Source organism: Maribacter dokdonensis DSW-8, assembly GCF_001447995.1.
In the GTDB taxonomy this organism is placed as follows: Bacteria; Bacteroidota; Bacteroidia; order Flavobacteriales; family Flavobacteriaceae; genus Maribacter; species Maribacter dokdonensis.
Map to the genome: position 1 here is coordinate 1,387,527 of NZ_LDPE01000001.1, position 26,079 is coordinate 1,413,605.

General features: G+C 35.4%; 28 protein-coding genes. 11 read left to right on the forward strand and 17 right to left on the reverse strand.

The genetic code is table 11. From position 1 onward, the window contains the following. Window positions 1–49: 49 nt before the first annotated feature. The 5 genes from dnaJ to I600_RS06080 form a co-directional block, all read right to left on the reverse strand. Window positions 50–1,168 carry a molecular chaperone DnaJ gene (dnaJ, locus tag I600_RS06060; RefSeq protein WP_058103577.1) on the reverse strand — a complete coding sequence of 373 codons (1,119 nt, stop codon included), beginning with the start codon at window positions 1,166–1,168 and terminating at the stop codon, window positions 50–52. Window positions 1,169–1,177: 9 nt separating this feature from the next. Next, on the reverse strand, window positions 1,178–1,741 hold the full coding sequence (locus I600_RS06065) for a nucleotide exchange factor GrpE (RefSeq protein ID WP_058103578.1): 564 nt from the start codon (window positions 1,739–1,741) through the stop codon (window positions 1,178–1,180). A gap of 137 nt (window positions 1,742–1,878) precedes the next feature. Next, entirely contained in the window at window positions 1,879–2,841 is a 963-nt protein-coding gene (locus I600_RS06070; protein WP_058103579.1) for a TIGR01777 family oxidoreductase, read from the reverse strand. A gap of 113 nt (window positions 2,842–2,954) precedes the next feature. Next, window positions 2,955–3,617: a tRNA (5-methylaminomethyl-2-thiouridine)(34)-methyltransferase MnmD gene (mnmD, locus tag I600_RS06075; RefSeq protein ID WP_058103580.1), complete on the reverse strand. Its 663-nt coding sequence runs from the start codon at window positions 3,615–3,617 to the stop codon at window positions 2,955–2,957. Then, complete coding sequence (locus I600_RS06080) at window positions 3,618–4,097, reverse strand: DUF4920 domain-containing protein (RefSeq protein WP_058103581.1); 480 nt, start codon at window positions 4,095–4,097, stop codon at window positions 3,618–3,620. Window positions 4,098–4,205: 108 nt separating this feature from the next. On the opposite strand from I600_RS06080, the gene I600_RS06085 reads away from it, so the two are divergent. Next, window positions 4,206–5,276, forward strand: coding sequence for a branched-chain amino acid aminotransferase (locus I600_RS06085; protein WP_058103582.1), 1,071 nt, complete (start codon window positions 4,206–4,208; stop codon window positions 5,274–5,276). A 43-nt stretch (window positions 5,277–5,319) separates the two neighbouring features. On the opposite strand, the gene I600_RS06090 is transcribed toward I600_RS06085, so the two are convergent. Continuing rightward, complete coding sequence (locus tag I600_RS06090) at window positions 5,320–5,706, reverse strand: pyrophosphohydrolase domain-containing protein (RefSeq protein WP_058103583.1); 387 nt, start codon at window positions 5,704–5,706, stop codon at window positions 5,320–5,322. 550 nt (window positions 5,707–6,256) lie between these two features. Here I600_RS06090 and crcB point away from each other — a divergent pair. The 4 genes from crcB (at window position 6,257) to I600_RS06115 (ending at window position 9,641) form a co-directional block, all read left to right on the forward strand. Beyond that, window positions 6,257–6,628 carry a fluoride efflux transporter CrcB gene (crcB, locus tag I600_RS06100; protein WP_058103585.1) on the forward strand — a complete coding sequence of 124 codons (372 nt, stop codon included), beginning with the start codon at window positions 6,257–6,259 and terminating at the stop codon, window positions 6,626–6,628. A gap of 291 nt (window positions 6,629–6,919) precedes the next feature. Next, window positions 6,920–7,258, forward strand: a complete 339-nt coding sequence (locus I600_RS06105; protein WP_058104293.1) for a P-II family nitrogen regulator — start codon at window positions 6,920–6,922, stop codon at window positions 7,256–7,258. A 30-nt stretch (window positions 7,259–7,288) separates the two neighbouring features. Further along, window positions 7,289–8,527, forward strand: a complete 1,239-nt coding sequence (locus I600_RS06110) for an ammonium transporter (RefSeq protein WP_058103586.1) — start codon at window positions 7,289–7,291, stop codon at window positions 8,525–8,527. A 100-nt stretch (window positions 8,528–8,627) separates the two neighbouring features. Beyond that, window positions 8,628–9,641 (forward strand): outer membrane beta-barrel protein, encoded by a 1,014-nt coding sequence (locus I600_RS06115; protein WP_058103587.1) that lies wholly within the window; start codon window positions 8,628–8,630, stop codon window positions 9,639–9,641. Window positions 9,642–9,723: 82 nt separating this feature from the next. On the opposite strand, the gene I600_RS06120 is transcribed toward I600_RS06115, so the two are convergent. Further along, a complete protein-coding gene (locus tag I600_RS06120) occupies window positions 9,724–10,368 on the reverse strand; it encodes a DUF1684 domain-containing protein (RefSeq protein WP_058104294.1) in 645 nt (214 codons plus the stop codon). Between the two features lie 87 nt (window positions 10,369–10,455). On the opposite strand from I600_RS06120, the gene I600_RS06125 reads away from it, so the two are divergent. Further along, window positions 10,456–11,196: a DJ-1/PfpI family protein gene (locus I600_RS06125; RefSeq protein WP_058103588.1), complete on the forward strand. Its 741-nt coding sequence runs from the start codon at window positions 10,456–10,458 to the stop codon at window positions 11,194–11,196. Here I600_RS06125 and I600_RS06130 read toward each other — a convergent pair. Together I600_RS06130 and I600_RS06135 are read right to left on the reverse strand one after the other, a co-directional pair. Continuing rightward, the gene (locus tag I600_RS06130) at window positions 11,183–12,595 is read right to left on the reverse strand and encodes a hypothetical protein (protein WP_058103589.1); all 1,413 of its coding nucleotides are present in this window, start codon (window positions 12,593–12,595) and stop codon (window positions 11,183–11,185) included. The genes I600_RS06125 and I600_RS06130 overlap by 14 nt on opposite strands. A 129-nt stretch (window positions 12,596–12,724) precedes the next feature. Then, complete coding sequence (locus tag I600_RS06135) at window positions 12,725–13,174, reverse strand: Lrp/AsnC family transcriptional regulator (RefSeq protein WP_058103590.1); 450 nt, start codon at window positions 13,172–13,174, stop codon at window positions 12,725–12,727. A gap of 118 nt (window positions 13,175–13,292) precedes the next feature. On the opposite strand from I600_RS06135, the gene I600_RS06140 reads away from it, so the two are divergent. From I600_RS06140 to I600_RS06150, 3 genes are all read left to right on the forward strand, one after another. Continuing rightward, complete coding sequence (locus tag I600_RS06140) at window positions 13,293–13,682, forward strand: hypothetical protein (protein WP_058103591.1); 390 nt, start codon at window positions 13,293–13,295, stop codon at window positions 13,680–13,682. An 86-nt stretch (window positions 13,683–13,768) separates the two neighbouring features. Then, the gene (gene purU / locus I600_RS06145; protein WP_058103592.1) at window positions 13,769–14,620 is read left to right on the forward strand and encodes a formyltetrahydrofolate deformylase; all 852 of its coding nucleotides are present in this window, start codon (window positions 13,769–13,771) and stop codon (window positions 14,618–14,620) included. A 34-nt stretch (window positions 14,621–14,654) separates the two neighbouring features. Beyond that, a complete protein-coding gene (locus I600_RS06150; protein ID WP_058103593.1) occupies window positions 14,655–15,371 on the forward strand; it encodes a DUF4197 domain-containing protein in 717 nt (238 codons plus the stop codon). Between the two features lie 193 nt (window positions 15,372–15,564). On the opposite strand, the gene I600_RS06155 is transcribed toward I600_RS06150, so the two are convergent. Beyond that, the gene (locus tag I600_RS06155; protein ID WP_058104295.1) at window positions 15,565–16,353 is read right to left on the reverse strand and encodes an alpha/beta fold hydrolase; all 789 of its coding nucleotides are present in this window, start codon (window positions 16,351–16,353) and stop codon (window positions 15,565–15,567) included. A 223-nt stretch (window positions 16,354–16,576) separates the two neighbouring features. On the opposite strand from I600_RS06155, the gene I600_RS06160 reads away from it, so the two are divergent. Continuing rightward, a complete protein-coding gene (locus tag I600_RS06160; RefSeq protein ID WP_058103594.1) occupies window positions 16,577–16,768 on the forward strand; it encodes a hypothetical protein in 192 nt (63 codons plus the stop codon). On the opposite strand, the gene pyrF is transcribed toward I600_RS06160, so the two are convergent. The 6 genes from pyrF to I600_RS06190 all read right to left on the reverse strand — a co-directional run bounded on the left by pyrF (window position 16,760) and on the right by I600_RS06190 (window position 23,802). After that, window positions 16,760–17,581, reverse strand: coding sequence for an orotidine-5'-phosphate decarboxylase (gene pyrF / locus I600_RS06165; protein ID WP_058103595.1), 822 nt, complete (start codon window positions 17,579–17,581; stop codon window positions 16,760–16,762). The two genes, I600_RS06160 and pyrF, sit on opposite strands and share 9 nt — an antisense overlap. A 3-nt stretch (window positions 17,582–17,584) precedes the next feature. Beyond that, window positions 17,585–18,661: a peptide chain release factor 1 gene (prfA, locus tag I600_RS06170; protein ID WP_058103596.1), complete on the reverse strand. Its 1,077-nt coding sequence runs from the start codon at window positions 18,659–18,661 to the stop codon at window positions 17,585–17,587. A 108-nt stretch (window positions 18,662–18,769) separates the two neighbouring features. Then, entirely contained in the window at window positions 18,770–19,726 is a 957-nt protein-coding gene (locus I600_RS06175; RefSeq protein ID WP_058103597.1) for an FAD:protein FMN transferase, read from the reverse strand. 117 nt (window positions 19,727–19,843) lie between these two features. After that, the gene (locus tag I600_RS06180) at window positions 19,844–20,287 is read right to left on the reverse strand and encodes a QcrA and Rieske domain-containing protein (protein ID WP_058103598.1); all 444 of its coding nucleotides are present in this window, start codon (window positions 20,285–20,287) and stop codon (window positions 19,844–19,846) included. Between the two features lie 52 nt (window positions 20,288–20,339). Continuing rightward, window positions 20,340–21,518: an AIR synthase related protein gene (locus I600_RS06185; protein ID WP_058103599.1), complete on the reverse strand. Its 1,179-nt coding sequence runs from the start codon at window positions 21,516–21,518 to the stop codon at window positions 20,340–20,342. Window positions 21,519–21,615: 97 nt separating this feature from the next. Beyond that, the gene (locus I600_RS06190) at window positions 21,616–23,802 is read right to left on the reverse strand and encodes a glutamine synthetase III family protein (protein WP_058104296.1); all 2,187 of its coding nucleotides are present in this window, start codon (window positions 23,800–23,802) and stop codon (window positions 21,616–21,618) included. A gap of 188 nt (window positions 23,803–23,990) precedes the next feature. Between I600_RS06190 and I600_RS06195 the strand changes: the two genes are divergently transcribed. Further along, complete coding sequence (locus I600_RS06195) at window positions 23,991–25,007, forward strand: glutamine synthetase beta-grasp domain-containing protein (RefSeq protein WP_058103600.1); 1,017 nt, start codon at window positions 23,991–23,993, stop codon at window positions 25,005–25,007. 82 nt (window positions 25,008–25,089) lie between these two features. On the opposite strand, the gene I600_RS06200 is transcribed toward I600_RS06195, so the two are convergent. Continuing rightward, complete coding sequence (locus tag I600_RS06200; protein ID WP_058103601.1) at window positions 25,090–26,028, reverse strand: calcium/sodium antiporter; 939 nt, start codon at window positions 26,026–26,028, stop codon at window positions 25,090–25,092. Window positions 26,029–26,079: the final 51 nt, after the last annotated feature.

The window sequence follows — 26,079 nt, forward strand, 5'->3', positions numbered from 1 at the left end:
ATATTATCTCAAATATACGTTTTTTATTTAATAACCAAATATTTAGAAATTAAGAGAACATATCTTTCACTTTTTCAAAAAATGACTTATCAGATTTCTCCGGTCTAGGCTCAAAATTATCATTGCCTTGCATTTTTTCAAAGAACTCTTTTTGCTCTTTATTCAATTCTTTAGGTGTCCACACATTAACATGAACCAATATATCACCAGCTCCATATCCGTTTAAGCTAGTAATACCTTTACCTCGTAATCTCAATATTTTACCTGATTGTATTCCTGGCTCTAATTTAATACGAACCTTTCCACCAACTGAATCTATTTCTTTAGATGTACCTAAAACCGCATCAGAGATACTTACATAAAGATCATAATGCAAGTTATCACCTTCTCTTTTTAATGTACTATGCTCTTGTGTTTCTATAGCCACTAACAGGTCTCCCGGCACCCCGTTACCCGGAGCATCGTTACCTTTGTTAGGAACCTTCAACTGCATACCTTCTTCTACACCGGCCGGAATATTAATAGATACCGTTTCTTCCACTACCTTTAATCCCTGTGCATCGGCATCACCAGGTTTACCGTCCAAAATCTGTCCACTACCGCCACAAGTACTACAAACTGCAGCTGTTTGCATTCTACCAAGTATGGTATTTTGAATTTTGGTCACCTGACCTCTTCCATTACACGTAGAACATGTTTTGTAAGTAACACCTTCTGCCTGTACTTTTCTTTTTACTTTAACTTTCTTCTCCACACCATTGGCAACTTCTTCCAAGGTCAAAGAAACCCTAATACGGAGGTTACTTCCTTTAACCCTTCTTTGACCGCCACCGCCGCCAAATCCACCAAAGCCGCCGCCGCCAAAAGCACCACCGAAAATATCACCAAATTGGCTGAAGATATCATCCATATTCATGCCGCCACCGCCAAAACCGCCGGCACCACCTTCAAAAGCTGCATGACCAAATTGATCATAACGCGCTTTCTTATCTGCATCGCTAAGCACTTCATAAGCTTCGGCAGATTTTTTAAACTTCTCTTCGGCAGAACTGTCACCAGGATTTTTATCCGGGTGATACTGTAATGCTTTTTTACGATAAGCTTTCTTTATCTCTGCAGCAGTAGCGTTTTTACTAATGCCCAATACTTCATAATAATCTTCCTTCATTCCAATTATTTAATTTCCTACTACTACTTTTGGATGCCTAATAATACGGTCACCTAACTTAAACCCTTTTTCGATGACGTCAATAACCTTTCCTTTCATCTTTTTGTCCGGAGCAGGTATTTGAGTAATGGCCTCGTGAATCTCTGCATCAAAAACATCACCTGCATTAACTTCAACCATCTCTAAACCTTTAGCTTTCAAGGTCTCTCTAAACTTGACATTTATTAACTCTACTCCTTTGAAAACCTCTTTATCGTCAGATTTAGCCAACTCTTTCATAGCTCTATCAAAATCATCCAACACAGGTAATAATGAAACTATAACTTCTTGACCTGCCGTTTTAAAAAGCTCCATACGTTCTTTAGAAGTACGTCTTTTATAATTTTCAAATTCAGCAAATAATCTTAAAAACTTATCCTTTTCTTTTGCAAGTTCTTCACTTAGCGTCTCTTCAACAGACTTTTCTTCCTCTACATTTTCCTTTTCATCTCCTGCCTTTTGCTCTTGTGTTTCGCCCTCTAAAAGCTCATCTTCCAAGAATTCTTCGTCCAAAGTGTTTTCTTTATCACTCATAATTAATTGTAATTTAAATCGCTGTTTAAAAGCAGGCAAAAGTACTGCCAATTCTTTAAAAATGTCAAAATGTCACAAAAGAATAAAAAAAAATCCGCCAAAAGCGGATTATCTATCTAGGTAAGAAACTATTTTATTTAAGAAACAAATTGCTTTGTCACATTACTTTTATCATCTACACACTTAGTACCACTATCATATATTGCACCTAGTGCTTGACATATATTCACATAATTGAACACAAAACCTTCTTCTTCAATTTTTTTACTACTAACCCGCTGACTAGCGAATAATATATACGCCATTTTACCTAACACGGTGTACATTACAAACTTGGGCACATTTGGCATAAACAAAGGTTGATCCAAAGCCTTTGCTATTTCTTTGATCATCTTGGCATTAGTCACCGGGTTGGGTGCCACTCCGTTATATACACCCTTTAACCTATACTTTATAATATGTATAAAAATACCTGCCAAATCTGCAACATGAATCCAAGACTGCCACTGCTCTCCTGTTCCAAATGCGGAACCAACATAATATTTAACCGGTTTTGCCATTTCTGGCAATGCACCGCCATCTTTAGACAACACCAAACCAATTCTAACTTTAGCAACCGTTAGTCCAAGAGATTTAAACTCGTTCGCCTTTTTCTCCCAAAGGCTAACCACTTCTCCTAAAAAACTATCATCAACATTAGTATTATCTTCTGTATAATAATGACTTAAAGAATCTTGATAAATACCTATAGCGGATGCGGACACCAAGAATTTTACCGTATGGCCTTCACGCTCCAATAATGTTTTCCTAAGAAGTTCTAAGGTATTGACCCTACTTTCAATAATTTCTTTCCTATAACTATTTGTCCACCTTTTAGAGATACTTGACCCTGCTAAATTGATAATGGTAGAAACCCCATCTAAGCAGTTGGCATCTATTTCACCAGTAGTAGGATCCCAGAAATAGCCCTGATAGTTTTGTTTTGAAACAATTTTATTTTTTTGAGTAGTTAGGTAATTAACGGCATAACCTTTTTCATGGCATTGAGATACCAACTCGCTACCTACTAAACCCGTTGCACCTGTAATCAATACTTTCATGGAATAAAGATATTGCTTTTGATGCTCGCTGATATGCAATTTAATTTCGATTTAACATAAATGCAGAACCTATTGAATTTAAAGGCGTTAAAGTTTTACTAACACTATAAAAATTATTGTTTTTTTGCCCTTAACATTTCTCTTTTGCCAGGAGGTCCAGGTAACCTTTCTACCAAAAAACCAACTTCAAGCATGGCTCTTCTTACACTGCCTTTTGCTGCATATGTAACCAAATAACCACCACTTTTCATTGCTTTGAACATAATTTCAAAGATTTCAACCGTCCACAGTTCCGGCTGTACCCTAGCTCCAAATGCATCAAAATAAACCAAATCAAAAGCATTGCTTTTATTAATATCCTTGAAGAATTTTTGTTCCTTTGTTAGGCTGAAGTCTGCGGTTACCTCAACCAACTTTTCCCATGGAGATGTGTGCATTGTAGCAAATTCATCTTTCAAGGAATTTGCTTTCAACTGCTCTAAATAGTTTAGCTGGCCAAGTTCATCTTTAGAAACGGGATACGCCTCTACACCAGTATAATTAATCTTTAGGTTTCTTTTTTTGAATTCAATTAAAGTAATCAGTGCATTTAAACCGGTACCAAATCCAATTTCCAAAATATCTACCGTTGTATTTTCAAATAAGTCTAAGCCAGAGTGTATAAATACATGATAAGCCTCTTGAATAGCACCGTGTTTTGAATGATACTGTTCTTGCCAATCTTTTATTTGAATGGTCGTAGAACCATCAGCCGTTGTAATAATTTCCCTTTTCAATTAATTTGGAACTAATACTCCAGAAGCCTCAAAACTGTAAGTTCTTTTTGGAGATGTTATTTGTGCTATCTCTTGAGCTGTTTTACCGCCATCTTTAGCATAATGTCTTTGATCATCAACACTCATTTCCTCAACGAATGCCATACCATTCAATACCACTTCCTTTTCTAAAATATCAGCTGGCATAAAAAAACCGTAATCTTTAAAACGTACCATAGCTTGGTTTCCATCAGCTAGCTCAACGGTCATCCAACAGCCTTTAACTTTGCACACTTCTTTAACCTTGGTTTTAAATTGTAGCTGTAAAGAATCCGAAACAGGCATGGTGGCAAATTGCCTCATAACTTCATCTTTTTCACTCAATGTAGTGACAGTAAACTCTTCACCGTAAAACTTTGAAGAAGTATTTGCATCATTTTGTTGTCCAAAACATGAAAAAATGCCAAATAAAAAGACAAGTAATATGTTAAATCCTTTCATAAATCTCAAAAATGTTGATATCCCTGCAAAACTGATCAATTTTAAAGAAAAAAAGAAGTGCTACTATGGATATTTGTTTAATTTTAATCAACTAAAGTTACGTATTTCATGAGTATTGCAACGAAAGATATCATAGTAGAAAAAGTTAAAACTTCAAAAATTGACCAAGTTGATTTTGACAATTTAACCTTTGGTTCTGTATTTACTGACCATATGTTGGTCTGCACATATAAGAACGGAGCATGGGAAACACCTACAATAACTCCATACCAACCTATAACACTTGACCCTTCTTCTAAAATTTTCCATTACGGACAATCTATATTCGAAGGTATGAAAGCATATAAGGACAAAAATGACGATGTCTTTTTATTTAGACCGTTAGACAACTTTAACCGCTTAAATATTTCTGCAGAGAGAATGTGCATACCGCAGATTCCCGAAGACTATTTCATGGAAGGTTTAACTACACTGTTAAACTTGGATAAAGAATTTATACCAACAAAAGAAGGAGGTTCTTTATACATTAGACCTTTTATGTTCGCTTCTGGCAACGGATTTCATGCTTCCCCTGCAAATGAATATAAGTTTATTATTGCCTGTGCTCCTTCTGGCGCATATTTTTCAGGTAAAGTAAAAGTTCTTATCGAAGAAAAATATTCAAGATCAGCTAATGGTGGTGTTGGTTTCGCAAAAGCAGGTGGTAACTATGCAGGGCAATTTTACCCAACCCAATTGGCTATTGAAAAAGGATACAACCAGGTAATCTGGACAGATGACACCACTCACGAATATATAGAAGAGGCTGGTGCAATGAATATTTTCATTAGAATCAACGACACTTTATTGACCGCACCTACAAGTGATCGTATTTTAGATGGTATAACCAGAAAGAGTATTTTAGAAATTGCCAAAAACCAAGGTATAAAGACCGAGGTAAGAAAAATTACTGTAAAAGAAGTTGTCGAAGCAGCTAAAGACGGTTCATTAAAAGAAATGTTCGGTGCAGGTACCGCTGCAGTAATATCACCAATTGCTGGATTTGGTTTTAGAGATACAGATTATGATCTACCAGAATTAGATAATAGTTATGGTCAGCAATTAAAGAAAATCATTACTGATATCCAGTACAACAAGTCTGAGGACAAGTTTGGATGGCGCTTTAAAGTGAAAGCTTAAAAAATTAATTCATAATAAAAAGGGGGCAAATTGCCCCCCTATTTTATTTACTCAATATTTCATTAATATTAGGTTTAAAATAGTTAGGGCCTTTTAAAACCTTACCATCTTCCCGGTAAATTGGCTTACCATCTTCACCCAACTTACTCATATTACTACGCTGTATTTCATTGAACACCTCTTCAATTTTGTATTGCATGCCATGTTCTAGAATTGTACCACACAATATGTACAACATATCTCCAAGGGCGTCGGCAACTTCTACCAAATCATTATTTTGGGCAGCCTCTAAATACTCCTTATTCTCTTCGTCCATTAAATTAAAGCGCAACATATTCTTGGCTGGTCCTAAATCAGCAATCATTTCTTCAGAAACACCTAGACCAAAAGAATTATGAAATTCCTTTACTGCATTGATTTTGTTCTTCATTTTTATTTTACCGTTTTAGGTTAGCTTTGCGTAAAAATATAAAATATGTTTAGCACCGGACAAATCATTTTTGCAATCGCTTTTGCCGTGGTTTTTACGATCATAATCATTATTTCTTACAAAAAAGACCTTGATTTTCATCGTAAAAATTTCAAAGGTGTTAAATGGATCGGCATATCCTTTGCACTTTTCTTGATTTTACTACTATTTATAAAGTTTTTCCTAAAGGAATAGTTAATTTTTTTCCTACACCACAAAAATTAACGTTTTCACAACAAAACGGTCAATATCCTCGTTTAATATACCAAATACCGTAATTTTGCGTTATTCATCTATAAAGGTGTAATAAATTATGATGACATTTCTTACAATTTTTTTAGTATTAGTAGGTATTAACGTTGCCTTGGTCGTAGTTAGCTTAATAAGTGTTTCTCAAAAAACGAAAACTTCTTCTCAAAAGCTATCCAAACAACCAACTTCTGTTATTTACCCATTAGATTTACTTACAACCAGCTACAAGAAAGCCGTTTAGTTTTTACCTTTATAAGGTATGAAACAATTTATACTGGTTTTTTTAGGTGGGGGGTTCGGTAGTATATTAAGATATATTATATCTAAAAACCTTAACGCCTACTATTCAAATTTCTATTTAGGTACTTTTCTTGTCAACGTAATTGGTTGTCTAATAATAGGTATACTTATAGGACTCTCCTTAAAGAACAATTACATTTCTGAAAATCAGACTTTATTATTAGCCACCGGATTTTGCGGAGGCTTTACCACTTTCTCTACATTTGCTTTAGAAAGCAATATCCTTTTAAAAGAATCTTCTCTACTTCAAACTTCATTATATATGGGGTTAAGTGTCGTTATAGGTGTCTTAGCCATCTCATTAGGTCTTTGGGTTTGCAAAATGTTATAGAATTAACATTCACTAAGCACTATTTTATTTTTGTTCATTTTTTTAGGTATTTGCTCATTTTTTAAACAATCGTTAGATAATCACTCCTTTTTCTGACGATTATTCTACACACAGGTTAATTTCATCAATTCCATTTCTAGATATTGTCAAAATATATAACCATAAATAACATTACCCTAAAATTTAAGGGGTATATATTAAGATACTCGTAAAAATTACGCATGAACCCCTAATATTTTTAGGGTAACAATGTTTTTAACATATATTTGGCAATATCAAAAACTTATTCAAATGAAAAAAATCGAGGCAATTATTAGAAAATCAAAGTTTGACGATGTCAAAGAAGCGTTGCACAGTATTGAAGTAAATTTCTTCAGTTACTGGGATGTAACAGGTGTAGGTAATGAAAAAGAAGGTCACGTTTACCGTGGTATCTCTTACAGTACTACTGACATACAACGCAGGTACCTAACCATTGTAGTATCAGATGACTTTCTAGAAAAAACAGTTAATAAAATACTAGAGGCAGCTTACTCCGGTAATGTAGGTGACGGTAAAATATTTGTATCTGAAGTCCTTCAAGCATATAGAATAAGAACCAAAGAAGACGGTTTAGCCGGTATTAACTAAATAAAATAACTAACTAAAAAACTAAACGAAATGGACGCAGGATTATTTACAGCAAATAACGTATGGATGATGTTGGCTACCGCATTGGTATTCTTCATGCATACAGGTTTTGCCTTTTTAGAAATTGGCTTAACAAGACAAAAGAACACAATCAACATATTATTTAAGAATATCTTCATTATTACAGGTGGTTTACTTCTTTATTATGCATGGGGATTCAACTTAATGTACCCAGGCTTTGAAGACGGAGATATGGGCTTATTAAAATTTGCAGGTTTTGGTATTGATGCCCCTGAAGGCGGTATGACACCTGACTATGCAGATGGCGGCTACACATGGTGGACAGATTTTCTTTTCCAAGGAATGTTCGCAGCAACAGCGGCTACTATTGTATCTGGTGCAGTAGCAGAACGTATGAAAATTGGAGCTTTCATGATATTTACAGTAATCTATGTTGGTTTGGTATACCCTATAGTAGGTGCTTGGAAATGGGGAGGCGGATTCTTGGATTCATGGGGATTCTATGATTTTGCAGGTTCTACATTAGTACACTCAGTAGGTGGATGGGCAGCTTTAGTTGCAATATACCTTTTAGGTTCTAGAATTGGAAAATTCGGTAAAGATGGTAAGCCAAACGCTATACCGGGTCACAGCATACCAATGGCTACCGCAGGTGTATTGATATTATGGTTAGGATGGTTTGGGTTTAACGGTGGTTCAGTATTATCCGCAGATCCAGAATTGACATCTTTAGTATTGGTTACTACAAGTTTAGCTGCAGCCGCTGGTGGATTTGGAGCAATGATCACCTCTACTATTCTTTATAAGAACTTAGATTTAACTATGTTCTTGAACGGTATTCTTGGTGGATTGGTAGGTATTACCGCAGGAGCGGATTTAATGTCACCAAATGAAGCTGTAATCATAGGATTCATTGCCGGTATTATCATTGTAGGTGGTGTTGCCTTGGTAGACAAATTAAAATTAGATGACCCTGTAGGTGCTGTAGCAGTTCACTTGATCTGTGGTATCTGGGGAACATTGGTTGTAGGTATCTTCGGTAGCATGGCTAGTGGAGCTCAGTTCATGACACAACTATACGGTGTATTGATCGTAGGTGGGTTCTGTATAGTAACCTCTGGTATTATTTTAGGAGTACTTAAAGCAACTATTGGTCTTAGAGTTTCTAAAGAAGAAGAAGTTGAAGGTTTAGATCTTCATGAGCACGGAATGGATGCTTATGCTGATTTCAGAATGAACCAACACTAAAAAAATACGGAGCGTTTTGCAGAACGCTCCGTTACATAACCTTTTCAATAAATAAATTTCTCAAAATTAATTCATCCCATTAGGGATTAAATCAAAACTTATGAAAACGATTATAAATACAAAGTACGTAAAAAATATTTTCGCATCAGGTCTTATGCTTTTTGCAGCTGCAGGTGTAGTAGCTCAAGAAGAGGAAGAGAAAAAAATAAGCATTAGTGGTTCTGTAGATGCTTATTACCAAACAAATTTAAGTGCTTCTGATGCTACCCCTCAATCATTCGGTAGCTCATTTGCCAACGAATTAGGGTTTGCATTGGGTATGGCCAATATAGTTGCCGCTTACGAAGGCGAAAAGACCGGTGTAGTTGCAGATGTTGTATTTGGCCCTAGAGGTGAAGATGCTGTGGGTGGTTATAACCTAAATCAATTATATGCTTACTGGAATGTATCTGATGCTACTACATTAACAATGGGTAGATTTAATACATACTTAGGATACGAAGTAATTTCTCCGGTAGGTAACTTTAACTACAGCACATCTTACTTGTTCTCTAGCGGACCTTTTTCTCATGTAGGTTTAAAGGCTGATTTTGCTTTATCTGATGATTTCAGTTTAATGTTAGCTATTATGAACGTAACCGATACCAACAATAACTTAACTGGCGCATATTCTGCTGGAGCTCAATTGGGTTATTCAGGTCAGTACCTTAACTTCTACTACGATGGTGGTGAGGCTTTAGGTTTTGAAATTGATTATACAGGTGGTTTTGATCTTTCAGAAGATTTCTTCTTAGGGATAAATGCAGCATATGCTGATAACGATGGTGCAGGATTCTCAGGTGTAGCACTATACCCACAATACGCTACATCAGACGACTTCTCTATAGGTTTAAGAGGTGAATATTTCGCAATTGACTTAGATGACCCAGCAATAGATAACCCTAACGTATTAGGATTAACTTTAACAGGGAGCTATACAGTAGAGAACTTAACCATTAAACCAGAAATCAGATTAGATTCTTGGGGTAATGATGTTGAGCCTTACTTTGATGCAGACGGCGCAGCTTCTAAAAGCTTATCTTCTTTCTTAGTAGCAGCCGTATACTCTTTCTAAGTTGTTGATATAATTAATGGTTGATTTTATAGTTTAAGTTTTAAAACCTCGGCAATACCTGCCGAGGTTTTTTATTTTCCCATTAATGCTCAAAGGCTTTCACCCCTACTTTAATTTCTGTATCCAAATTATTGACCTTAGGCACAATTGGACAACTAAATTTTTTATTATAAGCGCAATAAGGATTATAGGCTTTATTGAAGTTCAAAATTATCTTATTGCCCTTGGGTATTCTTAAATCTAAATACCTACCACCCCCATACGTTTCTTCTCCGTTTGTATTATCTGTAAAAGGCAAAAACAAATAATCTTCATATTCCGCTTGCGTAATTAGTTCTGGCGATTGATAAATTTCCAATTCATGATCTTTTCCATTCAAGGTAAATTTAGCAATACCGTAAACCACCTCCGTTGATTCTCTACCTGTTGTTGTTGGCATTGAAAATGGTAAAGCTTCTGGCGTTCTTACAAGCTCCGCTTCTACTATGTAGTTGGTATCTGGCTCAAAGAAATCCAAAGACTCAAAATTAATTCTAAACCTATCGGGCAACGGTGAAGATTCAGGGTTTTTGAACTCAGCATTCAGCTCTTCTTGAAACAGCAAAATATCAGCTAGCTTATCTGACTTTGTTATTGATTCAATGTTAGGTTTGGCATCATGATACTTTTTTTCTTGTCCGCAAGAAACCATTACACACAAAATCAATACTGCAATACTTATTCTCATATCCATTCATTTACATTTCAAAAATACAATATATTCATTGTAAGTTTTTCACATATAATCGTACTTTAGAAATCGAAAACAATTCATATGAAACTTAAATACCTTCTTATTCTTTTACCATTTATACTAGTTAGCTGCAATCAAAAGAAAGCTAAAAAAGAAACCACAGTGGTTAAAGAAACAAGACAATTACCAAAGCTAGAACCCAGTAATTATAATGTTGCTTTTCTAATAATGAAGGGAACGTTCAATACTGAATTCACAGCCCCATTCGATATATTTCAACATACAAAATTTAGAAAAGGCATAAAGGCCATGAACACATTTACCGTAGCAAATACTTTAGAACCCATAACCACTTTTGAAGGTGTTCGCATTTTACCCGATTTTGACTACACTAAAGATGATTTACCTAAAATAGATATATTGGTAGTACCTAGTGCGGAACATTCTATGGATAGTGACTTAAAAGATGAAGTCATGATCAACTTTATTAAACAAATAGACAAGAGCGCGCTATATATGACCAGTCATTGTGACGGCGCCTTTCCCTTGGCAAAAGCTGGTATTTTAGATTCGGTAGCTTCAACAACTTTTCCCAGTGATATTGAAAATTACAAAGCCATGTTTCCTAATTTAGACATAAAGGACAATGTATTATTTGTTCATGACGGAAAATACATTACTTCTGCAGGAGGCGCAAAAAGTTTTGAAGCCGCTTTATATTTATGTGAAATACTATACGGAAAAGATATTGCCAAATCATTGGCAAAAGGTCTGGTCATAGATTGGAAATTGGAAGATGTACCTCACGTTACCGTTCAATAACATCATATCTGGCACCTTTTAAATATTTTTCAACCATTTCATTGAATTCCGGCATAATCCTGAACAATGCAGTGTGTTCCAAAGAATATAACCCGCTTTTATCCGTATAACCAGTTTTAAGCAACTCTTCCAAGTAAAATAAGGCTGTACCGTAATCTTCCATTTTTGAACTAATTGAGATTACCTCTAAGTAAGCATTATAATCTTTTGGCGAAGTAATGGTCTTTAACATGTGTAATAAATTTAGTGCTTCATAATCTACCACATCTTCAGCTTCAATAAAATCAATATTATCTGACACCAGAGCATTAATATACCCTCTTAACCTACTTGACATTTGCCGCTCATATAAATTAGAACTTTTATCCAATTTATTTAATTCTTGCATTTGATAATTCCACCACCCAAGATTTGCATAATTATAGGTGATAATATCTTCTTCCAAATAGTAGTTATAATCTTCTTTGGTAAAAGATTCCTTCAAAAAATAACTGTTTTGACTTCTATTCGCCTGTCTATAATTAGAACTTCTTCTTAAGGTTTTCTGCGTAGCTTTTAGCGTATCTAAATCTACTAATGGATTGAAAATCTTTTCCATATCTAACAATTGATATGTAGCTAAAAGAGGTTTTTGTTTGGAAATGTTGGAATTTGCCAAAGTCAAGAATCGATCATACGAAGAAGCCACCAAACTGCTATCCTTTTCCAAATGACCTTTTGCCATACTAGTAAGCGTCAACATTCTAAATGCATTAGCAATTAAGTCACCTTCTGGCAGCATACGATCTCCATCAAAGACTATTAATTCATTAGGAAACTTTAATTTATTGAGCAATTCCCTGCTATTCAACATCTCGGTAAAATTATAATCCTCCCTATTCACAAGCCCTACGAACTGAAAAGGTTGCTTTGGATTTAAAATCTCAACATTACCAACCGACGCACCTATAGAAATTACTCCATTGATATTACGTACAAATGTTGGCAAAATTGAAGCGAACATTGCACTACTACCAAAACCTGCAGTATACATACGATTTTTAGCTAAAGGGATGGTACTGATCACTGAATTGAACATTCTATTCGCAATTAAAACATTTTCAGAAATGGAAAGCGAATCACTTATATTATCTGAACTAGCCAAAACATAGCCTTCTTGCTCAGCTGCACCCAGCAACATTGAAACGGCAGCCTTGCCCTTACCCTTTAAATCCATTACAAAGGCAACTGGCCAGGCTTTATTTACCTCAAAATTTGAAGGCAAATAGAGAGAGAAGGTTTCATTGACCGAATCATTAACAACTAAATTTTCTGAAATAGCACCTCTTAAAAGCCTTAATTCTTGAGAAAATATTGCCGTAGAGGTTAAAACGAACGTAAGAAGTAGTAATTTTTTCATTATTTAATTTCTATCAAAAATCTAGCCAAAATATCTTAGAACCATTAATCACTAACTAATTTACCAATGATTACTAATTCCAAAATTAAATATCCATTAATAAATTGATAAAAGAGATTAAGATATTTATCATTTAACTTTATGCATTGGGGCATTAGAAATTACTTGAGAAAGAACAATATGAGTCCTTGTTTCACCATACTGTATTAATTGGTCGATAAACTTTTCTAGATGAAACTGATCTTTTAAAACAACTTCCATAACAATATTTTCGTTTCCGGTAATTCTGTAGCAATTAATAACCTCTTGCAAAGTAGGTACAACAGCTAAAAAAGGCTTCAATTTCCCCATAAATGCCCTTAAGGTTATAATCGCCTTTAATTGATGTCCGGTTAACGCGTGAGATACTGTAGCCTTATAACCATGTATGATACCAAGGTCCTCCATCTTCTTTACGCGCTCCGCCACTGCCGGTGCCGTGAGCCCAACCGTACGACCAATATTTGCAAATGACTCCCTTGCATTATCCTGCAATTGTTTTAGTATTTTCCAATTAAGCTCGTCTATCTTTGGATTCAAAAGAATATAGTTTTAATTATTTATTATCAAAGGTAAATTTACAAATTACATTTAAAATCGATAGAAAATAATCAAATAACTAACGTAATTTTATATAACACTAACAATACCCCACACAATGGCATATAGAAGTTTAAAACATTTGCCTATTTATAGAAAAGCACTGGAACTCTGCACCATGAGTAGAGAGATTGCGTCATATGTATCTTTCAACAAAGATTTGGTACGCCTTTATGAATCAAAGAGCTTAAGAGACATCATGGCTAATTCTATTTTGACAGATGCCATTCTCATACCTCAAAAAATTGCACAAGTTGAATATTCTAATTGCAATAATGAACGTAAAGAAACCATTTCTTACATAAATATCATTATAAGAAACATCAACTCTTACTGCATGGGATTGGAAAAACATGGAGTAAAGGAGACTGAGTACATTAATCTTTTAAGAAAAGAGATCAAAAGTTTTAGAAAATCGTACAAGGCTTGGAAAGCTGACCACCTATAATTATCCTAAAAATCTTACACAACAACGTAATATAGTTATCATATTAAGGATTATGGTCTATTTTTGACATAAAAAATACCATACAATTGAAAGCAACTATATTAGTCCATTGTCCTGATCAAGCAGGTATCATAAGTACCGTAACTGGTTTTATCCATAGCAATAAAGGCAACATCGTATACCTTGATCAGCATGTTGATAAGCCTGCCAACGTATTTTTTATGCGAACGGTTGTTGAATTCCAAAATGACTTTTCAGATTTGGAACATTTTAAAACGTTATTCCAAAATGAGTTAGCTATTAGTTACAACATGGAATGGAGTCTACATACCGATGACAAATTACCCAGGATGGCCATTTTCGTATCTAAATACAACCATTGCCTTTATGACCTATTAAGTAGATATCAATCTGGTGAGCTAGCCGTTGAGATTCCCTTTATACTCAGTAACCATAACGATTTAAGGTATATTGCAGAACAGTTTAACATACCGTTCTATCACGTACCCTTTACTAAAGCCAATAGAGTTACGGCAGAGCAGGAGCAAATTGCAATACTTGAAAAACACGATGTAGATTTTATCGTTTTAGCTAGATACATGCAAATAGTCAGTGGCAACTTAATAGACAAATACCCTAACAAAATAATTAATATACACCATTCTTTCTTACCTGCCTTTGCCGGTGCTAAACCCTATCATGCAGCATTTAAAAGAGGTGTGAAAATTATCGGTGCCACTAGTCACTACGTAACTGAAGAATTGGATGCCGGACCAATTATTGAGCAAGATGTTACTACAGTAACCCATTCTCACACAATAGAAGACTTTATCACAAAAGGTAGAGACCTTGAGAAGATTGTACTTTCTAGAGGAGTAAAATTGCATATTGCACGCAAAACAATGGTCTACAACAATAAAACGGTCATATTCTCGTAATTACTAAAGTAAAACCTATACATATTATACAATAATGATTAAAAAAATTAGTTTGGCTTTCTGCATGATGCTCGCAATTTCATGCAATGAATTACAGCAAGTAGTAAATCAATTACCTACATCTACAGACACTGCTTTGAGCAATGAAACCATAGCAAATGGTCTAAAAGAAGCTTTAGATCAAGGTATAGAAAAACAGGTAAGCAAGTTAACCGCTACTGACGGTTTTTATAAAAATGAATTGGTCAAAATTCTATTACCAGAAGACCTACAAAAGGTAGATAAAACTTTACGCGATATAGGTTTAGGCAATTTGGCAGACGAAGGCTTAAAGGTTTTGAACCGTGCTGCCGAAGATGCTGTTGCAGAAGCTACACCTATTTTCGTAAATGCTGTAAAAGACATGTCATTCGCAGACGCAAAAAATATTCTTCTTGGCGAAAACAATGCTGCTACTACTTATTTGGAAACAAAAACGAATACAGAGCTATATGCTAAATTCAATCCTGTAATCAACGAATCTTTTCAAAAAGTAGGTGCAGATAAAATTTGGAGTTCTATAATCACCAAATACAATTCAATCCCATTGACCAACAATGTAAACCCAGATTTAACAGATTATGTAACACAGGAGGCTTTATCAGGAGTTTATAAAATGATTGCTGTAGAGGAAGAAGAAATTAGAACAAAGTTCTCTTCAAGAACTACAGATGTCCTTAAAAAAGTATTTGCACTTCAAGATAAAAAATAGATTTTCAACAACTTAAACAATAACTCAAAAATATATGCGTTAAAATTAAACAAAAGAATATTAAAGCATTCATTTTCAATTTTTTGAGTTAGTTATTTTTTGAGTTAGTTAGTTAATAAAAACCGGTGGGAGCATCGGTTTTTTTATTTTAACACTTAAAGACTACATCTTAATAAATCAATGTTAAAGCACTTTAGATTGTTTTTTGACCGCCCAAATATGCAATTACCTTCTCATTAAAAAATACTGGTCGTTCCACATTTACAACATGACCACAGTCTTCAACCACCACTAATTGCGAACTTTTATGCAAAGAAACAATTTTGCGAATGCTGGGAAGAAATAAATAATCTTCTTCTCCCATGACATATAATGTAGGTATGTTGATATCTGCAGACCTAAAAAAGCGTAATAATGGATTAATTTCCGATGTTAGCTTAAACCATCTTATAAACTCTTTTTGATATAGCTTTTTTGCCTCACGAACAAAAAGCGACCTAGACTCCTTATGATTTTTATTTGGCATTATAATAAAAGCAAAGAACTTGTATAACCATAGATAAGGCACGATCGATTTAAATATGATACCAAGTTTTATCAATATTTGAGATCTAAGGTTCAATTTCATTATAGCACCGCCCATAACCATACTTTCAACCCGATCAGGATGGTTCTCCGCTAAATTCCGTATTAAAATAGTACCTAATGATATCCCTACAAAATGAGACTTTTCTATACCTTCTTGATCAATAACCTCAACAATATCGTTAGTAATAACATCAAAGGTGTACTTTTCATTAAAAACATTTTTTAAACTAGACTTAGAATTCCCATGCCCTCTTAAATCTAATAGCAATACGTTAAAGTGTTTCTTAAATTCTCGTATTTGTTTGAACCATATTGAAGAACTACCTCCTGCACCATGTACAAATGTCACCCATTCAGTAGCTGTTTTATGATGATACGTAATATAATGAAGCACAGGTTTGTATTTAAAAAAAGTTGTAATGTACAATGTATATATAGTTTTTCACAATCTGTTTAAGATTTTAAAAAATCACTTAGAACACGCTATCTTTTAAATTATCACAGGTGTATTTGTTAAAAAAAAGACATATTACCTATAAATTAGATGTACAGCTACACATACACACATCCAAAACCTGAATCTGAACGTATATTTGTAAGAAACTAAAACCAGGATTATGGAAAAGCAATATTGCAAGGTAGGGACAGTAACACCAATGGAAGCTAATACAGACATAATAAGCTTATTGGAGTATCAATATCAAATGTTTTTAGACAAAGCTTCTAACATGCAAACCAATACCCAGTTGGGAGAATTTTTTGAATCCAAAGCCCAGAAAATCAAAAAAACTTTAGAAGACCTAGTTTAGTCTTTGGAGCTCTATTTTCATAGCTTCTTGTAACTCTTTAGCTTTTTTTCTAGCAGCATCTGTAAAATCCTCCTGGTCAGATGCATAGATAATTCCGCGTGAAGAATTAATAAGTAGTCCAACATCTTTTGTCATACCATATTCACAAACATCTACTAAACTACCGCCTTGGGCACCAACTCCAGGCACCAATAAGAAGTTATTAGGTATTATTTGACGAATTTCCTTCAGATATTCAGCCTTTGTGGCACCCACAACGTACATTAAATTCTCTGCCCCTTTGTAGGTAGTAGAAACCGATAATACCTCTTTATATAGCTCTCTATCTCCAATCTTTTTAGTTTGAAAATCAAAAGCACCACCATTTGACGTTAAGGCAAGTAAGATGGTATGTTTATCCTTGAATTCCAAAAATGGTTCAACCGAATCTTTGCCCATATAAGGAGCAATTGTGATGGAATCAAAATTTAAATCTTCAAAAAATGCCTTCGCATATCTTGTAGACGTATTACCTATATCACCACGTTTAGCATCTGCAATGGTGAAAATTTCAGGATAATTCTTATTTAGATACTTTATCGTTTTTCGCAAAGCAGACCACCCCTGTACACCATAAGCTTCATAAAATGCTATGTTAGGTTTATAAGCCACACATAAATCATGTGTGGCATCAATAATTGCTTTGTTAAACTCAAAAATAGAATCTTCTTCCTCCAACAAAAAAGGTGGAATTTTCTCTAAGTCGGTATCTAAACCTATACACAAAAAGGATTGTTTTTTATGAATTTGGGCAACCAATTCCTGGGTAGTCATATTTTAAAATATCTCAGAGGCTTCCCTCAATTTTTCGGTATTTTCTACAAAACTCAATTCATCTATTATTTTTTGGATATCTCCATCTATAATATTAGACAAATCATACAAGGTTAGACCAATACGATGATCGGTAACCCTACCTTGCGGGTAATTGTAAGTTCTAATTTTTGCAGAACGGTCACCACTACTTACTTGAGAGTTTCGCTTTGCAGCATCTTCTTCTTGTTTTTTTGCCAATTCTAAATCATATAACCTAGAACGCAAAACCCTAAAAGCTTTGTCCTTATTCTTGTGCTGCGATTTTTGGTCCTGACATTGAGCCACTAAACCCGTTGGTATATGCGTTAAACGCACCGCGGAGTATGTAGTGTTTACAGATTGACCACCAGGACCTGACGAACAGAAAAAATCTATACGTACATCTTTGGGATCTATTTGTACGTCAAAATCTTCAGCTTCGGGCAAAACCATAACCGTAGCGGCACTGGTGTGCACCCTACCCTGGGTTTCTGTCTGTGGAACCCTCTGTACACGGTGAACACCGGCTTCAAACTTTAAAGTTCCGTATACATCGGTACCAGATACTTCAAACTGAATTTCCTTATAACCACCACTAGTACCTTCACTAAGATCAATTACATTTGTTTTCCAACCTCTACCCTCACAGTATTTAGTATACATTCTAAAAAGGTCACCGGCAAAGATACTAGCCTCATCACCACCAGTTCCTGCTCTGATTTCTACTACGACATCCTTAGCATCTTCAGGATCTTTTGGTATCAACATCAGTTTAATATCCTCTTCCAGCTTTGGCAGAGCCCCTTTGGCCTCTTCCATTTGCATCTTGGCCATTTCAAGCATTTCTTCATCACTACCATCGGCAATGATTTCCTCAGCTTCGGCAATATTATTGGTAAGCTCAAGATATTCTTCTCGCTTATCCATTAAGTCTTTAAGATCTTTATATTCTTTAGTAAGCTTTACATATTTATCTTGATCAGATATAATATTCGGTTGAATTATAAGGTCGGAAACCTCATCAAAACGTTGTTTTACTATGTTTAATTTTTCTATCATATGCTTACTTCACTTGTATGGCAAATTTACAATAAAATTACAGACACTTTAAAGTGATTATCGTGGGAAGAAATAATTAAAAAACGAGCACCTAGGTTTTTGAAATACTTAGTTTAGCAGAATGCCATTACTCTTGTGCATTTTATTGGCGCTATCCACAATAATAACCTCTGTATCTCCAAGTTGATTTATAAGAGCCAAACCTGCATCTAACCCCATTACAAAGATGGATGTTGCCAAGGCATCTGATAACTCCGCACTTTTTGCAAATACCGATACACTGTTGATACCCGTAGCGGGAAAACCTGTTTTAGGATCTAAAATATGGGTGTATTTTTTATTGCCCGACATGATAAAATTACCGTCACTGGCCGTTGTTGCCACAGACGACTCAAGAATTGGAATCCATGATGCAATACCACCTTTTAAATCTGGATTCATAACCCCAATCAACCATTTATCACCTGTAACTTTGGTACCCCAAGTGGTAATATCACCATTTAAATTTATAATACCGGCCTTAACATCCTTTGACACCAATAACGCCTTTGCCTTGTCTGCAGCAAACCCCTTTCCAATACCACCAAAAGAAATTTTCATTCCTTTTTTCTTTAAAAAAACAGTTTGATCCTTATTGTTCAAAACAATATTCTTATACCCTATTCTAGATTGCACCGCCTCTACGTTTGCCTTAGAAGGTAAAGACTGCATTGAACCATCTAATTTCCATACATCTTTAAGTGCAGTGAATGTTATATCAAATGCACCGTTGGTAATTTCAGAAATTTGAATAGAACGCTCTATGAGCTTGTATAGTTCCCAACTTACGTGAACTGGCTTAATACCGGCATTTCTATTAATCAAACTTGTTTCAGAGTCCTGATTCCAGGAAGAAATCAACTTCTCAATTCTTTGAACTTCGGCCAAAGCTTCCTGTATATAAATGTAACCCAACTCCTCATCTACCGAAACTACCGTAATGTCAAAATCACCGCCCATTACCTCGTAAGACTTCTTTACGGTAACGTACTTTTTATCTTGACCATACGAAATGTAGGTCAACATAACTATTAATAAGGCACTGATATACTTCACTTACTTTCTCTAGTTGGGGGTCAATTTTATCATCAAAGAATAATAAGTTAGGTTGGTGTTGTTGGTTTTAGAATTGTAATATGATCATTACTCAAAAACTCGTAAAATATCACCTTCAAGTGAAGTATTGTATATTTTTAACGCTCTTGAAGTACTGTTAGGAATTTCATTTAAAGGAGTACCGGTCTGAGAAAACTTTGATCCGTGCACATCACAGTAAAAAATACCACCTTCTTGATTTACAAATCTTACCTGATCATATTGCTCATGACTGCAGATTTGCGTAGCGGCAACAAATTCACCTTCAAGATTTCTAACTACAACAACAAGATTTTTTAAAATAAATCCGCCATTATTTGCCAATTTAGCAGCCTCGGAAGAAGTAAGATCAATAGTGAAATCTACATTGGTTGGTGGCGTAACAATATCTCCTTCAACTTCATTGTCCTTGGAACAACTGCCCAAGCAAGGAAACGTTATTGCAAATGCAGCACCCGCACCCAGAGTTCGTAAAAATTCTTTTCTTTCCATAGCAAGATAGGTTTATACAAAAAGAACGATTTATTTACATTAATCGTATGTTTTAATACACAAAGGTGCCGTACTTACTGGAAATTGTTAATTTTTTAGAATCCGATGCCTCTACCTTACCTATAATTTTAGCATTTACGCCAAAACTCTTAGATATTTCAATAATATCACCTGCGATATCTTCAGGAAGATAAATCTCTAGTCTATGACCACAATTGAAAACCTTATACATCTCTTTCCAATCTGTACCAGACTGTTCTTGAATTAATTGAAAAAGAGGTGGCACATCAAATAAGTTATCCTTGATGATATGAAGGTCATCTACAAAATGAAGAATTTTGGTCTGTGCCCCTCCACTACAATGGATCATACCATGAATTTGATCAGGGCTATATGTAGAAAGTATTTTTTTTACGATCGGTGCATATGTCCTTGTTGGCGACAACACTAATTTACCGGCATTAATTGGAGAATTCTCAACATCATCCGTTAATTTCACCTTTCCTGAATACACCAAATCTTCTGGCACCTCAGCGTCAAAGCTCTCAGGGAATTTTTCTGCCAAATAATTGGAGAACACATCATGACGTGCAGAGGTGAGTCCGTTACTTCCCATACCGCCATTATACTCTTTCTCGTATGTTGCTTGACCAAAAGATTCTAGACCTACAATAACATCGCCGGCCTTAATATTGGCATTATCGATCACCTCACTTCTTTTCAATCTAGCAGTAACCGTAGAATCTACAATAATTGTTCTTACCAAATCCCCAACATCGGCAGTTTCACCACCGGTAGAATGAATAGTGATACCAAACTCACCCAAGTCGTTTATCAACTCTTCCGTTCCATTGATTATAGCTGAAAGCACCTCACCCGGAATCTTATTTTTATTTCTGCCAATAGTAGATGAAAGCATAATGTTGTCAGTAGCCCCAACACAGATTAAATCATCTATGTTCATGATCAAGGCATCTTGCGCAATACCTTTCCAAACGGAAATATCTCCCGTTTCTTTCCAGTACATATATGCCAACGACGACTTTGTACCCGCCCCATCTGCATGCATGATCAAGCAATACTCTTTGTCTCCTGTCAAATAATCAGGAACTATTTTACAGAAAGCCTTAGGAAAAAGACCTTTATCAATATTCTTTATAGCATTGTGCACGTCTTCTTTAGAAGCTGACACGCCCCGTTGCTGATATCTTTCATTGCTAGGTGTTGACATAACTAAAATTTGAAACAAAAATAAGGGAATCATTAAAACTGCAACCTTAGTTCAGCTTAATAATTCCCCATTTTTTTTTAATAATTAAAGACTAGGCTTATTCAATGAACAACAATTCCCTATACTTGGTCAATGGCCATAAGGTATTGTCCATTAATTTTTCCAACTTATCACTATGTGATCTAATTTCAGAAAAATATGGTTTTACATCAAAGCAATATGACTTTGCCTTCTTTTTTGTGTCTTTAAGAGCATTTGCCTTCTTTCTTGCATCTGCCATGGCATCAACCATTTTCTTAATGCTTACTACATGCTCTGCAATTTCTTCTATCATGGTCAATTGCCCTTCAGTGAATTTTTTATGTGCCGCTCCATAAATTTCCTTAAGTCCAGACACATTTTTAATCAGCTTATTTTGATATTCCAATGCTGACGGCAAAATATACCCGTAAACCAATTCATTATACACCCTACCCTCTATCTGTAGGTGCATAATATAATTCTCCAGATCCACTTCTTGTCGGGCGCCCACTTCAACCTCACTCATTACATCCATAGATTCAAAAAGTGCAATACTGTCTTTTGATGTCAAGACCTCTAGAGCTTCTGGAGTATTTTTATTGTTACTTAATTTTCTTCGTTTAGCTTCGTTTTCCCATTCAACACTATAGCCATCACCGTCAAAACGAATTCGTTTGGATGTTTTTATATATTCACGTAGTACATTAAAAACAGCTTCGTCTTTTTTAAGGTTCTTCTTGTCTACTAGTGCATCTACCTCTTTCTTAAAATCTTTTAATTGCTTTGCAACAATAGTATTTAAAATGGTCATTGGCTTGGCACAATTGGTCTTGGAACCAACGCCACGCATTTCAAATTTATTACCTGTAAATGCAAAAGGTGAAGTTCTGTTTCGATCGGTATTATCCATCAATATTTCTGGAATTTTACCTACTACGTTCAGCTTAAGTTCTGTTTTTTCCTCTGGAGACAATTTTCCTTTGGATACCCCTTCAAGCTCATCTAAAACATTACTTAATTGAGTACCTACAAAAATTGAAAATATTGCTGGTGGAGCTTCGTTTGCCCCCAGCCTATGATCATTACTTGCCGAAGCTATTGAAGAACGCAAAAGTTCTTCATAAGTATCTACCGCTTTAATGGTGTTAATAAAAAAGGTCAAAAACTGTAAGTTCTTCATTGGTGTAGAACCGGGACTAAGAAGATTTACCCCGGTATTGGTCTGTAGAGACCAGTTATTATGCTTACCCGACCCATTGATCCCAGCAAATGGCTTTTCATGGAACAGCACTTTAAAATGATGTTTATCCGCAATCTTATCCATCACATCCATCAATAGAAGATTATGATCAATTGCCAAATTTGCTTCTTCAAAAACAGGAGCCAGTTCAAACTGATTTGGGGCAACTTCATTGTGCCTGGTCTTTACAGGTATACCCAATTTTGTGCATTCTTTTTCTAAATCGCTCATAAAACTCAGCACACGACTAGGTATAACCCCAAAATAATGATCATCTAATTGTTGTCCTTTTGCAGGAGTTTCGCCCACCAAAGTACGACCGGTCATCATAATATCCGGTCTAGAATGTGCAAGAGCTTTATCGATCAAAAAATATTCTTGCTCCCAACCTAAAGTTGCGTTGACCTTGGTAACGGTTTTATCAAAATATTTAGCTACTGCGGTTGCCGCTTCATCCACTGCACCCAATGCTCTTAACAATGGAGCTTTATTATCTAAAGCTTCACCCGTATACGAAACAAATATTGTAGGTATACATAAAGTAGTACCATATATGAATGCGGGCGAAGATGGATCCCAAGCCGTGTAGCCCCTAGCCTCAAATGTATTTCTTATGCCCCCACTTGGAAAACTAGATGCATCTGGTTCTTGCTGCACCAATTGACCACCACCAAACTTTTCTAAAGCCGTACCATCTGGCATAAGATCAAAGAAGGCATCATGTTTCTCAGCAGTTGAACCGGTTAAAGGCTGAAACCAGTGGGTATAATGAGTGGCTCCCATTGAAATTGCCCAACCTTTTATGGCCTCTGCGACTTGATCTGCAATTTTTCTGTCGATCTTAGAACCAGAATCCATAGCTCCTTTCAATCCTTCAAAAGCATCTTTGGTTAGGTATTGCAACATCTTTTTTTCATTGAACACGTTGACACCGAACAAGTCAGACCTTCTTCCATTTTCCTGAATAGCGATGGCATTTCTATTTTGACTTTCTTTTATTGCTGTAAATCTTGAGGACATCATACCTAAATTCATTATTAATTTCACAAAATTACGTTCTATAAATATAAATATGATAAAATACCCGACAAAAATTAGGGGTACATAGAAATAAATTTAATTTTTACAGATTTACCCCCTTAAAAATTCATACAGATTGATAAAAAACATATTTTTGTTGGTAACTTATTTTAAATTATAACGAGCACATTATGAGCAAAACAAAATTAGAATACATCTGGTTAGATGGATATTTTCCAACCCAAAACATGAGAAGCAAGACCAAAGTGGTTAATGACTTTGGTGGTAAATTAGAAGATTGCCCAATGTGGTCTTTTGATGGAAGTTCAACGCGCCAGGCCGAAGGTGGTTCTTCTGACTGTTTGCTTAAACCAGTTGCAATCTACCCTGATCCAGCAAGAAAGGACGGATACTTGGTAATGACAGAAGTACTTAATGCAGATGGTACGCCTCACGTTTCTAATGGTAGAGCTACTATTGATGATGACGATAATGATTTCTGGTTCGGATTTGAGCAAGAATATTTCATCATGGATACTGCTACTGAATTACCTTTAGGTTTCCCAAGAGGTGGTTACCCAGCTCCACAGGGAATGTACTACTGTTCAGTTGGTGGTAAAAATACACACGGTAGACATATTGTAGAGGAGCACGCAGATCTTTGTATTGCTGCTGGTCTTAACTTTGAAGGTATCAATCAAGAAGTTGCTTGTGGTCAATGGGAGTTTCAATTGTTCGCTAAAGGTGCAAAATTAGCCGGTGATGAATTATGGGTAGCACGTTACTTATTGGACAGACTTACTGAGTCTTACGGATACTATATTGAGTACCACCCAAAACCATTAGGTAAAGATATGGATTGGAACGGTTCTGGTATGCACGCAAACTTCTCTAACACTACGTTAAGAACTTGTGGAGACCAAGCAACTTACGAAAAAATATGTGAGGCATTTAGACCAGTAGTTAAAGAACATATCTCTGTATATGGTGAGTTTAACGATCAACGTTTAACAGGTTTACACGAAACTGCTGCTATTACAGATTTCAGCTTCGGTATTTCTGATAGAGGAGCTTCTATACGTATTCCTATCGCAACGGTAGAAAGCGGATGGAAAGGATGGTTAGAAGATAGAAGACCAGCATCTAATGGTGATCCATATAAAATTGCAGGTGTTATCGTTAAAACGGTAAAATCAGCTAAGGTTTAATACCAAATTAATTGTAGATTATATATTAAAAATGCCCTGAACATGTTCAGGGCATTTTTTTTTGCATTCTCCGAGTCAGAAACTATCCTATGGTAAAATATACAAAAGCAAGATATACGCCTAACAGTACCACTCCATCTCGCCAACCCAATCTTAATCCTTTAGGAATAAAAACCAAAGGAAGAACAAGAAAGGAAATACCCAACAACCAAAAAATGTCATTGGTCAATAATCCTTGATCCATAACGGAAATAGGCGTAATTATAGAAGTAATACCTAACACGGCCAAGAGGTTAAAAATATTAGAACCTATTAAATTCCCTAAGGAAATTGCTTTTTCTTTTTTGATAATAGCTATGATCGATGCCGCTAACTCAGGTATACTTGTACCTACAGAAACTATCGTAATTGCTATTACACGTTCACTAACACCGAATGCTGTAGCCATACCTACTGCTCCACTGATTAGCAGCTCAGAACCGCCCCAAAGTGCCCCACCACCTAATCCTAAGAACAAGGCTGTCTTATAGGTTGGCAACATTACATCTGGCTCGTCTTCCCCATCGATAACAGCAGGTTTTTGAAATCGTAATAAATACACCAAGAATACAAATAGGAAAATTACCATGACCACCCCTTCGTATTGCTGAAGAACTCCATCAAAATAGATAAAGAAAAAGAATAGTAAGGAAGCCAACATCATTACCGGCCAATCTGTAGTATAAAAGCTTTTGCTAACATCTATAGGTCCTAATAAAATAGTAATTGCAAGTACCAAACCTAAATTTGCGATATTAGATCCCACAACATTACCTAAGGCCAAATCAGGAAAACCATCTAAAGCTGCGTTAATACTTACAATTAGCTCAGGTGCAGAAGTTGCGAAAGACACAACCGTCATACCTATTACTATTTTCGGAATTTTTAATTTTAACGATAGATCTACCGCCGCCTTTAGCAACCAATTACCCCCAGCTATCAACAAAACTAGTCCGGCAACAATAAATAAGAAATCTTGCATGTAAAGAATTTTAACAAATATAGATAGAACATTTTTTTGGACATATGATAA